Below are 12,564 nucleotides of genomic sequence, written 5' to 3'. Positions count from 1 at the left end.
GAGGAAAGGAAACGAAAGTAGGTCAGAAAACTTTCGTTTCCCGACCTACTCGATTATGCCCAATTATCTAGATAAAGGACAGCTTCACCTATGGACATCGTGGGTAAACTGCAGATTTCAGACGTGAATCTCCATAGCTTTAACTCATCATCGTCTACATCTCCATCGATGATTAAGATAGTTCCTAATAGAGCCGCTACATAGCGCTTTTTCTCCTCGTCCATTGCAGCTATGCTGAATAAAGCTCCTGCCGGAGTTAGAACATCTGCTTTTTCAAGTACAGACTCTACATTAGAGTCTGGCACTCCGAGTCTCATTAGCTCTTTGCGCAACACTTTGACTTCTGAAAGGTCTATAGACCCATCTGCCATAGTCATAGCTTTGGCCATCTTGATGACGGCACATAGTTCTTGTTCATTTAGTTTCATAAGCTTGTTTATTGAAGGTGAATGTATAGTGTTATCGTGATTAATAAGAGGAGTTACTAGAAGTATTCTATATCAACTCCTCTGTCATGTAGGTGTAAGACACATTTTGAGACGACGGAGTCCTCAAAGTAAATGCTTAGCCCATAATCTTGTCCGGGAAACTCCATCCAGCCAATAGGAGACTGTGCTAGTACGGGGTATCCTCTTAAAGTGATAGAGTTTGGAGATATCTCGACAATTCGCATTGGCTTAGGTGTCATCTGTAGATTACCGCCCCATAGTGGATGTGCTCCATCCATGTTGTAGATGGTTACGATATAGCCATCGCCTTTTTCAAGCTGATAGCCTTCACAACCATCTTCGTTGAGGTCGACTTTAATCAGTCGATGTACAATGCCACCATGAGGGCCAGCTACTTGTAGTCCGTTCTGAAACCTTATATGATCTTTAGAGCTAAAGGTCATAGGCAGTCCTTTCACATTGTTGTTTGTTTCCATTTAGTTGAATATAAAAAGTTGATTCATTAGATTGTAGTCGGAAGAACTTATTGGATAAGTCAATCAGTGCTTTAATCGCACTGTTCTAGTGCTTCGATGTTTATGAGGTCAAAGTGCGTATTGGTATCCCAGTCTAGGTCTTCTGGCTCATTGAAGTCTTGTAGTAAAAAGATCTCCTTGTCGGGATATGCTGCTAAGATCTGCTCATCGCTGATAGATAGATGTTTGCGGATCTTTTTGAAGAACTTGATCTCAGCATACTCAGTGACGTTGTCCGCATCAATAGCCTTGAAGGCGAGAGTGACCAGTGTCAACTGCTCGTCATCGCTCATCGCTACGGTGTCAATCTCTTTGAGAAATCTCTGGAGGAAGGCACCTCCTATCTCATTGATGTCTGCAATCCAGCCGTTCAGGATCTTCTCTATATCTAGACCCTGGAAGAGATCTTCGACCTGTGACATGTCTCTAACCATCTGAATCTCTTCGGGTGCTATCTCACCATCGCAGGCTATGCAGCTGAAGATGGTCTTTAAGTATAGTTCTGCTAGTGTCATAGTTGTTATTTACTGCTTAGTCCTTAAATCCTATGCGTGGTCTACTTCGTTGTTGGGGTAGCTCTCGATCCATTTCAGCTCGGATCTGCTCATACTTCTTCAGCTCTTGTTCGCTGAGAGAGGGCTTGGTGTGGGCAATCGTAGACTCTAGTATTTGCATCGTAATCTTGCTCTCTTGGTGTAGGGCTTCTCTTGAGGCATCATTGACAATCATCTGGATGTCAGCAGAGACGTACCCCCCGGTGAGTCTAGCAAGATGCTCGTAATCAAGCCCGAAGTCGTAGGGGCGATTCTCTAGATAAAGCTTAAACAGTGCACTCCTAGCGGCTTGGTCGGGTACTCCTATATAATACTTCTTGTCTAGTCGCCCTGCGCGTAGTATGGCGGGGTCTATCATGTTGGGATAGTTGGTAGCACCGATCACAAATACGCCCTTCTCTCCTGTTTGATCCATCTGAGCTAGCATCTCATTGACTGCACTTCGAGACATCTCATGCACATCGGCATTGTCTCGATTGGGGACTAGCTCATTCATCTCATCGATGAAGATGATCGTGGGGGCTTGCTCTATAGCTTCTTTGAATAGGGCTGCTATATTTTCCTGTGTCGCATTGACATACTTACTCTTTAGGGAGGCTGGCGTGATAAACTTAAAGTTAAAGCCGACCTCCTCGGCAAAGTGCTTGGCAAAGAAAGTCTTGCCACAGCCAGGAGGCCCATAGAGAAGCATGCCGTTGGGTATTGTTACGCCATAGCGGTGGTACTTCTCAGGATTGTGTAGTGGCTCTATGACCTCTTCTAGCATCTGTCGTTTGAGCTCCTCCATCCCTGCTATCGCTGCAAAGCCTAGTCCCTTAGCTTGCATAGGCTTAGTAGATCGTCTTGATGCCTCGTCAGGCTGAGATCGTTGTAGTCGCTGGATAGAAGGCTCGACTTTTACCTTACCTTCGATGGCTCTCGCAAACTCTTCTGCCGTTTGGAATCGATCCTCAGCGTCATAGCTTAGTGCTTTGGCTATTACGTTGACAAACTGCTCGTCAAGCTCATACTTCTCTATCTTGGGCAGCTCTAGAGGCTTGTGTCGCTCTTCTAGTAAGCTCTCTACAGCACTGGCGTCACTAAGCCTAGAGACATCGACAAACCACGGGAGCTGTCTATATAAAAGGTGGTAAGCCATAGCTCCGACAGCGTAGAGATCTGACTGTACAGAACAAACTCCTGAAAAACGCTCTGGCGCAAGGTAAAAGAGGTTCTGCCCTTTCACTCTGGGCACTCCGAGAGACTGATTGAGGTAGCAGGCTTGACCGAAGTCGATCAGCTTCAAGTCACTTAGATCTCCCAAGAGGTTGAGAAGGACATTTTGCGTAGTCACTTCATTATGAATGATGGGGAGGGGCTGACTATGTAGGTAGGCGAGAGCTGAGAGCACCCCCAAGGCAATGCTCTTGATAGCATATACACTGAAGTCCTCCTCTCGTATCATCCGATCTGACAAAGTCTCTCCACTCACGAACTCTGTGACAAACCAAACGAACTGTCGCCCATCTATGAGCAACTCTCCAGTCTCACGGCAAGTGCAGAGGTTGTGATGCTGTAAGCCTTTGCAGATCTCTACCTCTACGACACGCCCGCTGTCGTCTAGTTGCCTTCTTGTGAGCTTTGAGCAGTCGATTAGTTTTAGGAAGCCCGTCTTGCCATGCTCGTCTTTGACTCGGTAAGTTTCCGCATAAGCTCCTTGCTTATGCGGAAACAATACGGTGTAGTGGGCAATCAGCTCCTTTGCCTTGAAGTGCATAATTCTCTTGTCACTAGGGTTAGGCTTCGGGACGCTTTACTTGAGCAGTCCTCCAGCATTAGTAGCCTCCTCGCTAGGCATCAGGTTGATTAGTGAGACGGCGATCGGGTGTAGTCGCTCTGTAGAGGGCTGGTCATTCATCTCGCTGAGGCCTTGGTTGATGAGCTGACGAGCTCGTGACCTATCTCGCCACGCTATCTGATCAAAGCGTGCCTCACAATCCTTGATGATAGCCATACACTGATAGACCATCGTGAGATGAACAAAGAGCCGCACGACTTGCTCTAAGACACTGCGCCCTAGAGCTACGTCTTGGGTGCGTATCACATTGTCCACCTGACGATGTAGCTCTTTGACGACCTCTCCAGACTTTTCGTCGCCTAGTTCGCTCTGAGCCACCTCTAGGCGCTCAAACTCTGTGCGTAGTTCCTTCTCGATACGATCCCACTCGGAGCTATCCTCTAGGTTCTCAATCTTGCGGAGTAGCTCTTTCAGATTAGAGAGTGTGCGCATCGGGTCTTGTCCATTGGCGAGTAGCTCTTTTACGGAGCTAAGCTCCTTCTCTAGCTCATCTACAGAGAGTCCAGAGTCTTTGAGCTCGGAGAGGGCTCGCTCAGCCGTATGTATCTCATCCTTAACCCACTGGATAGCTTCTGTCGCAGACTCACGCTTACCGAGGTTTAGCTCTTTCTTCACCGTAAAGTCTACTGTGGGGAAGTACACCTCCATAGTCATCATCTCTGAGGAGTCTACGTGGAGTGTGACCTCCACACTAGACTGCTCGGGGATAAGTTGCTGTACCTCCTCGCCAGTGACGACTACGTTTGCTATGTGGGAGTTTAGCGCAGCGGTCTTGCCCTCAGCCTCTAGACCTGCGGCCTGATAGACTGGGATAGATAGGACATCCTCAGCGACACCAGGACGCAAAGCTTGTGTCGTCTTGCGACCGAGGACTACGCCCACGGCAGGGAGTGACTTATTCTTTTCCAAGCCCTTGACTTGGGTAAATACGCCACGCTTCTTAATGTCATTATAGACCGAGATGCCGATATTGTAAGGTAGTGGAGCTGCTCCGACCTTGACACCTTGGATAATGGTAAACTCTGCGGGAAAGACCTCTACCTTGTTGCCTTGATGGTCGAAAGCGTTTATATGAAAGGTGTTTGCTACACCCTCTAGCAGAAAAGCCTGAAAGATGTTTCCCTTTTCATTGACGCTCGTCTTGTCACTGCGCCAAGCTCCATCTGCACGCTCTAACTCTACTAGTAGCTCAGATGGGGCGTTTGCACCACTCTTACCCTTATCAATCGTGATAGTCACCCACTCTGAGTCTTCAACAGAAGTAGACTCATAGCCTACCTCAAGGAAGGTCACCTCCGCCTTGGCCTCTCGCCTGACCTCATCGGCATTGACCTCTGAATCTATTGTAGAGGCAAAGAGCGCAGCTCCGCGAGCTACGGCAGTCATCGGGTTGATGCTTGTGTCTACGTGAGGAGTGATCTCCTCCCTGAGCATCTCGCGTATGATGGGCGAGTAGGTAGGCCCTCCTACTAGGATCAGCGAGGTGAGATCTGCTCCTGTCAAGCCGTTTCTGGTTAGTAGATCCTTGCAGATGTCGATGGCCTTATGGTATTGCCCCTCTATGGCGTTAAGTAGCTCATCCTTTGTCAAGGTTATCTCCAGGTCGATCTCCTCTCCATTGTCATCTACCCCGAGGTTGAGGTTGCGGTCATAGGTAGAGTAGTCCGTACTGTCTGCAAAGGACAATGCGATACGCATCTCCTCGGCCGGTCCCTTGAGTGCATCGGCTAAAGCCTTCTTTTTCCAAGGTACACGCTCGTAAGAGTCGAGTGCATACTCCTCTTTAAGGGAGGGGATTAAGATCTCGTTCACTACAATCTCATCGAGGTTCTTGCCTCCTAGGTAGTTGTCTCCCTCAGTGTCAAACACTGTGAGGATGCCATCCTCTACCTTGACAAGAGCTGCGTCAAAAGTTCCACCGCCGAAATCGAAGACTAGCCACTTGCCGTCTTTCTTCTCATTAGATAGCCCATACGCCATACAAGCTGCTATAGGCTCTTGTAGCAATACGCACTTATTGAAGCCCGCTAGATGAGCTGCTCTCATCGTTGCGTCCTTTTGGACTGCGGTAAACATGGCCGGAACTGTGATTACGATCGCATTTACTGTCTCGTCTGTGATAAGGCTTTTCAACTCCTTGAGTACCTCGGCCGATAGCTCTTCTGGTGTGTAGAAAGCTTTTGTCATGTTCTCGTTGGAGTACTGCTTATCCGACCCCATCTCCCGCTTGAACTCTAGGTAGCCAAACTCCTTGGGAGGCTCATCTTTGCTGAGTGCCATAATGGCGTCTGAGTAGACTGCATCTTTTGCCTTTAGTCCGATGCGTAGAGCACACTCTCCACGCTTGTTTTTGGAGAAGTAGACACATGATGGCAGGGTATCCATCAAGGTCTTGGTCTGCTTGATGACAGACTCGCCGCCCTCCATGCGAGCGATGGCGGAGTTTGTCGTCCCCAAGTCTATACCGTAGTCAATCTTAATTCTGGCCATAGCTATATCGTGTTATATGTTTTGACTTACCACTATCTCGGCAGGCTGTATCATCTTGCCGTTGTAGTTGACGAGCATCTTGATCATACCCGTTATGATGCGCTTACCCTCGGGTAGCGTGTCGTCTGGCACCATGCGCGCCTTAAACTGCATACCGTCGTTGTACTCTTGTCCTATCAAGCTAATGATCTCGTAGCCGTTAGCACGTACATTGTTTATCATTCGGTCCTTAGCCTGTACGAGTTGCTTGTAACCTCTGACAGACTTGTCCATCTTAGAGAGGTTTGTCTCTATACGCGCTATCTCATCTGCGAGCTTGACGACTAGCGAGTGGTCAGGCTCTCCAGATCCCGCTACTCCTGAGGCTGTCGTCTCTAGTTGCTTCTCGACCAGCTGGAGTAACTGGTTGTCAAGCTTGACAGACTCCTCGGCCATCCGCTGCTGTGCAGCCTCCACGGCGTGCTGCGCCTTACGGATCTCCTCGATAGATGAGCTACTACGCTTCACCCTTCTGGCTAGCCAGTAGGCGATCCCCACGACAGCACCTATTAGCACTATGGCAATTACAATGCCCCACAGAGAGCGTTGATGTAGGAGTGCCTTGTTGCTATTTATGCTGCGGTCTACCTCCTCCATCTTTTGTGTCACCTGCGCTCCGTCTTGCTGGAGCTGCACTTCTAGACTATTGCAGGTTGCTCTCAGACTGTCTATGGTAGCCCGCTGTGCGGTCGTAGTGTTGAGTAGAGTTTGTGACAGAGTCGCAAGGTCTGTCATATGCTTTTCAGTCGTCGTTAGTTGCCTTCGTAGCTTGGCGTGCTGGGCTTCGAGCACTGTGCATCGATGCGTCAGCTCTGTAATGACAGATAGGGAGTCGCTAGTCTGCTCACTACGCTGAGCCTCTGTGGCTCTCTCACTATTGTAGTTCTCTGCGATTGGTGCAAAGCTCATCAATAGAAAGCTCCCCATCGCAATGGTTAGATAATATAGTATACGTCGCTTCATATTATATGTTTCTGGTTAATTTCCTTTATTCCACCCAACAAAAGCTCCTATGATGGCACATAGAAATATGAGGGACAAGGTAATAGTGCCTGAGTTATCATTAGAATGGTCGGATATAAGTCCAACCATAATCGAAGGTATAGTGCCACAGACCACAAATATTATGGCATATCCGAAAGCTTTCATTCGTTTATCAAGTCTCTTCTCTCGCTCTTTTGAATCTCGTTCAGACTCTGACTTGGTAAAAGAAGTTTGAGGTGTCGGGCTAGTTGCTCTTCGAGGTGTTGAGCTGCTGGTCGCTCTTTGAGATGCCGGTCTAGTCACCCATGGAGGAGTTAGGATATTCGTATTTATATGGAGTTGTTGGCAGATGTCTTTGAGTGTAGATCTATTTGGAGAGTATTTTTCGCGCTTGAACTCCTCTTCCATATCAAAGGAGTCCATAAGGAGCGTTGCGCGCCATGCTCGAATCATTATATTTTCAAGATCTGCTATGATGTCTGAACCAAAAGCAGAGTGTAGACCTAGGGGGAACTGTTCTGCGAGCATTTTTAGCTTCTCTTGTTCGGAGTTGACCTCCTCGATGATGTCTTGTAGCGCGCTATTGACGACTCTAGTAGATAGTTTGAGGTAGAACTTATTAGTTGCTCCCAACTTCTTCTTGATCGCTTGGAAGTGAGGACGGGTGCTCCCGAGTAGTGTTACTGCAACATTGATTTTACTAGGCTGTGAGTTGAACTCTTGCAAGTAACCCATAATAGCCTTAGCCTCCTCGGCAACCTCTTCGGGTGGCAAACTCTCGATATTCTTTTCGATGATTTGGAGGTTCTCCTGGCATCGATCTTTTGCCAGCTTGCCTACGACGATGCTACTGGCATATCTTGCCAAGCGGGCCGTCTCTCTGGCTGCCTCTATATCATCATCTGCATCGTTGTAGTAGTCGATGGAACATTGTAGTATCTCTAGCCCTAACTTATCGGCTATCAACTGATACTGTGTGTCGGAAGTGGAGAGGAGCTCCTTAAGCTTAGCAAGTGGGGATTTGCTCTTTTTGTATAGAGTGTTGCCTGCGCTAGCTCCACGGCTGTTATTCGCTTTTCGCTCTTTTTGTGCTACCTCAATAGCTTCTTGGATCGCTGAGATGAGAGGTGCCACGGTATGCTCTTTCAGATGCTCTTGCCAAGCAGGGCTAGAGACTAAAGGTAATAACCGACTCCCCCCTAGCTCCTCGCACATAGCATCTAGGAAGTCAAGCCCGATGTGATCAGACTCAATCCCCGCCTCATCTCCTACTATCAGTGCTACGAAGTGATTCACTGCTTCACGATTCCCATAGAGTCTCTCCGCATAGGAGAGAGCCTCAGCATACTCCTCTCTAATGAGGTTGCAGATGATGAGGTTTTGGAGCGATGAAGGGGTCTCCCGTTGCTCCCATATCTCCACAGCCTTTGCGAGGTCGCCACTCTCGAGATGGTTGAATGCGATGGTGTCTATAGGGGTATCCTTTACAAACCAAAACTGAGCGTATCGTATCTGATCTTGAGGTAGCGTTAGATGGGCACTAGCTGTAGCGATGATAGCTTCAGAGCGCTCGACCTCCCCTAAGTAGGAGGTTAGGTCTAGTGAGAAGGAGACAGCCTTGCCTACCTTTAGGAAGGCCTGCAGTCGACTTTGATTTGCCAAGCGCTCCTTTGTCGTGGCATTGGCATAGACGCCCAGTAGTCGATAAGGGTTTTGCTTTACTTGTTTCATCCTAGGGATATAGAATAACTCTTGCCAACCTTAGCTCCAGAGCCAAGGCAGTGATAAGGCTGTGAGGAGGAGGTAATGAAGAGTCTTTTTCATTGTGATGATGTTTGGAGTACTTGGTGTCGATGCCGTGTGGCTAGAATATCTCACTCTCATTGCTTTGAGAGGTAGAGAAGTTGCCGTCCAGTACAGGTGTCAGCTTAAAGCTTAGGATTTCATTATCTTGCAGTAGTGCCGTAGAGCCGTCTTTAGAGTATACCTCATCTTCTAAGAAGCCTCCCTTGACCCCGTTTTTCATCGGCTTGTCTGGATACCAACCACGACCATAGTAGAAGAATGTCTGATAGCGGTGCCCCCCGGGGAGCTGGATAGTCGCTGTCTGCCCAGCTCTGACATAGGTGTGCCCTGCGACTCGTCCATTCTGATTGTTATACCTAATGATCACAATGACGTCAGAGTCGTAGGCGGCTTTTACACGTACCTCGGCGTGAGGCTCATCGCTAGAGTAGCGATGGTTTTTGCCATAAAAGATTTCGTAGGGCTGAGACCCGTTGTGGAGGGAGTTAGATCCATAGGTGTTGTATAGTTGCTCTCGCTGCTCCTCCTCTTCTCTCTGACGTCGCTCGGCTTCTGCCCGCAGCCTCTCCTGCTCTTCTCTCTGACGTCGCTCCTCCTCTTCTCGTATCCGTATCTCCTCTTTGGCTACTTGGATTCGCTCTTGAGCATCGGAGACATGTATACTAGATGGGTATTCCCTGACAAAGGCTTCATACCCCTCGATGTCTGATCTGTCGATGCGCTCATACTCTGCTGTATGATTCTTATCGCAAGAGGTGAGGGTGAGCATGGAGAGCGTGCATAGAGCGACTCCTGCTGCTTTTAGAAATAGCTGGTTAATCAGCTGAGCCCTCTTAAAGGAAGACCTAATAAACACGTGGGGTGATAAAACTCTTTTCAGCATATTGGGTTACAGTAAAAACACGACAAGTGGCGACCCCTCTCTCGGGAAGAGGTCGTCTGTGATGTGTGATGAGATGTGTTGTGTGTGGTTGCTACCCTGCCCCTTTCTCCTGCTGGTAGCTAGAGAAGTGGTTGCGTAAGAGCTTTGTAAGTGAGTTGCTCTCTTGTTGCCAAATACTAAATGGGGAGGGGTAAACATACTTTGTAACGTATCTGAGGCAGTTATCACAAAGGTACGCTTTATTTCTTTATGGATATACTGCTCGTCCTAAGCTCAGCTAATTCTTATTTTGAGGTACTGGAAAAGCTGTTAGAGACTGGCTAGAGGCTAATCGGAGCTATCAGACCCCTCGGAGCTGTCGGAGCTGTCAGAATGATCGGACCTCTAGCCTCTAGCCTCTAACTTCTGACCTCTAATCTCTAATTTCGTATCTTTGTAGCAGTACCAACCGTTTTCTTACGCTTATGTCTATCATGAAGGGACTCGTGCCTGAGTTTTTTCTCTCTCTACGTGGTTATTCACGACAGGACTTTCTCAAGGATCTCACAGCGGGTATCATTGTTGGCGTGGTCGCCCTGCCGCTAGCTATCGCCTTCGGTATCGCCAGTGGGGTGTCACCGACGGAGGGGCTGCTGACGGCCATCATCGGTGGCTTCCTCGTCTCGCTACTAGGCGGTAGCAAGGTGCAGATCGGAGGGCCGACAGGGGCCTTCATCGTGATCGTCTACGGGATCATCCAGCAGCACGGTTTGGACGGGCTAGCTATTGCGACCATTATGGCGGGCTTGCTCCTGATGCTGCTGGGCTTCTTGCGCTTGGGCGGTCTGGTGCGCTTCATCCCTTATCCGATCATCGTGGGCTTTACGGCGGGTATCGCCGTGACCATCTTCACGACGCAGATCGCTGACCTCTTCGGGCTACAGATCGAGTCGATGCCAGGAGACTTCATCGGCAAGTGGCAGGTGCTGATCGCCAACTTTGCGACGGCGTCGTGGATCCCCTTTGCTTTTGCGGTCGGCACGATTCTGATCATCAGGCTACTACCTAAGGTTAATGCGAAGATCCCAAGCACGCTGGTGGCACTGGTGTTGCTCACGCTGGTGAGCTTTGGTCTCCAGCAGTTGGGCTACCTTAGACCGGAGAATATCGGGGACAACTATACGATAGAGCGTGCGCTGCCGACCTTCGTCATGCCAACGATCACGGTGGAGCGTATTGTGGCGCTCTTCCCCTCTGCGCTGACGATCATGCTACTGGGCGCTATGGAGAGCCTCCTCTCGGCCTCGGTGGCGGATGGTGTGATTGGGGCGAAGCACAACCCTGACAGCGAACTGATCGGTCAAGGCGTAGCTAATGTGGTGGTGCCTTTCTTCGGGGGAATCCCAGTAACGGGGGCTATCGCTCGTACGATGACCAATATCAATAGCGGTGGACGGACTCCCATGGCGGGAATCATCCATGCGGTGGTGCTCCTGCTGATCATGCTCCTGCTCTCGCCCCTGACGGCGCATATCCCGATGGCGGTGCTGGCGGGTGTGCTGGTGGTGGTCTCTTATAATATGAGTGGCTGGCGATCGTTTGTCTCGATTTTTAAGGGCCCACGAGGGGATACGGTTATCCTACTGGTGACCTTCCTGCTGACGGTGCTAACCGATCTGACAGTGGCGATCGGGGTGGGCATGCTGCTGGCGATAGCTCTGCTCTTCCGTCGCATCCTCGACGTAAGCTCTGTCGAGCAGATCGGGGTGGGCGAGATCACGGACGAGCCACTGGCTGAGGAGCATCTGGAGCTTCCATCACGGGTGGAGGTCTACGAGGTCGAGGGACCGTTTTTCTTTGGCATTGCCAATAAGTTTGAGGAGGTGATGGTGACGGTCCATGACCATCCGGAGGTACGCATCATCCGTATGCGTCGTGTGCCTTTTATCGACAGCACGGGGCTGCACAACCTGCAGATGGTCTTGGAGCGACAGCGTAGGCGCGGCGTGCATGTCGTGCTGAGTGGTGTGCGTCCTGCGGTCTATACGCATCTGGAGCAGACGGGTATCATCGATCAGCTGGGACGGGAGAATGTGCTGCCGACCTTTGCTGAGGCGCAGAAGCGAGCCTTGGCACTTTACGAGGAGATCACAGAGGCTACGGCCAAATCTTAGAAATAGTATTAACTTTGGAGCATAACTCAAAGACATTGCTATGATGAAAGAACGACTGACACGGCTGATCCTTAGCACGATGCTGCTAGCTCTGAGCTCTCTCTGTCTAGCTGCTCAGGAGGTTGTGGTGCCTGGCGAGCCTGAGCCTCCGACGCCCGAAAAGCGCAACGAAGTACGACTGAACCTCTACGCTCCGTTACCTTTTCAGGCTGTTGCGCTGGAGTATGAGCGTGCGCTGGCTCTAGATGTGGGTGTAGGGGTTATGGCGAGCGCTTATTTTGGTCCTAATCGATTTAACGTCGTTTTTTTCCCTACAGCGGGCGTGATGCCTTATGGTCGCTGGTACTTTGGAGGCGTTTTGTTTTCTATGAAAAAACCTAATGCGGGCTTTTTCCTAGAGGCTAATAGCTCTATTGCCTACAACGATAACCTGCGCAATGTGCACTATGAATACTCCTCAGAAACGGAAAAGTGGGAGAAGCAGATCGAAGAGCGGAGCGGTGTCTCGTGGGGCATCGGCTTAGGCGGCGGGTTCAAGCTGGTCACGCGTAGCAACTGGAGCGGAGAGATAAGCTGTCGTCTGGGACGTAATATCGTGAAGGTGAGTAAGTGGAACATCGCCTACATATACCCTGCGATTTCTGTGGGGTACCGCTTCTAGTGAGTGTCAAGCTTTGGACAAAACAAAAAAGGTTCTAACCTCTCTCGTGGGGCTAGAACCTTTTGTCGTAATGGGGGAGGGCTTATGCGTCCTGTTGCAAAAGTCAACAGTCTCTTCTGAGACTGTTGCATAAAGGCGAATCGCTGTGTTGCTTTCGGGATTCGGCTTCGGTCACATACGGAGGTATGCTTCC

General features: G+C 49.6%; 10 protein-coding genes. 3 read left to right on the top strand and 7 right to left on the bottom strand.

Annotated elements, in window-relative coordinates; translation table 11 throughout:
* Positions 1-53: 53 nt before the first annotated feature.
* Positions 54-428, bottom strand: a complete 375-nt coding sequence (locus RDM37_RS07910) for a tellurite resistance protein TerB (protein WP_308556532.1) — start codon at positions 426-428, stop codon at positions 54-56.
* 284 nt (positions 429-712) lie between these two features.
* Between RDM37_RS07910 and RDM37_RS07905 the strand changes: the two genes are divergently transcribed.
* A complete protein-coding gene (locus tag RDM37_RS07905; protein ID WP_308556530.1) occupies positions 713-850 on the top strand; it encodes a hypothetical protein in 138 nt (45 codons plus the stop codon).
* 146 nt (positions 851-996) lie between these two features.
* Here RDM37_RS07905 and RDM37_RS07900 read toward each other — a convergent pair whose 3' ends face one another.
* The 6 genes from RDM37_RS07900 to RDM37_RS07875 form a co-directional block, all read right to left on the bottom strand.
* Positions 997-1,479, bottom strand: coding sequence for a TerB family tellurite resistance protein (locus RDM37_RS07900; protein WP_308556528.1), 483 nt, complete (start codon positions 1,477-1,479; stop codon positions 997-999).
* Positions 1,480-1,495: 16 nt separating this feature from the next.
* On the bottom strand, positions 1,496-3,274 hold the full coding sequence (locus RDM37_RS07895) for an AAA family ATPase (RefSeq protein ID WP_308556526.1): 1,779 nt from the start codon (positions 3,272-3,274) through the stop codon (positions 1,496-1,498).
* Positions 3,275-3,310: 36 nt separating this feature from the next.
* Positions 3,311-5,845 carry an Hsp70 family protein gene (locus RDM37_RS07890; protein WP_308556524.1) on the bottom strand — a complete coding sequence of 845 codons (2,535 nt, stop codon included), beginning with the start codon at positions 5,843-5,845 and terminating at the stop codon, positions 3,311-3,313.
* Between the two features lie 12 nt (positions 5,846-5,857).
* Positions 5,858-6,847 carry a hypothetical protein gene (locus RDM37_RS07885; RefSeq protein WP_308556522.1) on the bottom strand — a complete coding sequence of 330 codons (990 nt, stop codon included), beginning with the start codon at positions 6,845-6,847 and terminating at the stop codon, positions 5,858-5,860.
* Positions 6,848-6,862: 15 nt separating this feature from the next.
* Positions 6,863-8,599, bottom strand: a complete 1,737-nt coding sequence (locus RDM37_RS07880) for a hypothetical protein (RefSeq protein ID WP_308556520.1) — start codon at positions 8,597-8,599, stop codon at positions 6,863-6,865.
* A gap of 133 nt (positions 8,600-8,732) precedes the next feature.
* Positions 8,733-9,443 (bottom strand): hypothetical protein, encoded by a 711-nt coding sequence (locus tag RDM37_RS07875; protein ID WP_308556518.1) that lies wholly within the window; start codon positions 9,441-9,443, stop codon positions 8,733-8,735.
* Positions 9,444-10,021: 578 nt separating this feature from the next.
* Here RDM37_RS07875 and RDM37_RS07870 point away from each other — a divergent pair.
* Together RDM37_RS07870 and RDM37_RS07865 are read left to right on the top strand one after the other, a co-directional pair.
* Positions 10,022-11,710: a SulP family inorganic anion transporter gene (locus RDM37_RS07870; RefSeq protein WP_308556516.1), complete on the top strand. Its 1,689-nt coding sequence runs from the start codon at positions 10,022-10,024 to the stop codon at positions 11,708-11,710.
* A 40-nt stretch (positions 11,711-11,750) separates the two neighbouring features.
* Complete coding sequence (locus RDM37_RS07865; protein WP_308556514.1) at positions 11,751-12,371, top strand: hypothetical protein; 621 nt, start codon at positions 11,751-11,753, stop codon at positions 12,369-12,371.
* Positions 12,372-12,564 lie beyond the last annotated feature (193 nt).

Origin of the sequence: uncultured Porphyromonas sp., assembly GCF_902489635.1 — a bacterium.
Lineage (GTDB): Bacteria > Bacteroidota > Bacteroidia > Bacteroidales > Porphyromonadaceae > Porphyromonas.
The sequence above is the reverse complement of the archived record's forward strand: the minus strand, read 5'-3'. Positions and strand labels throughout refer to the sequence as shown.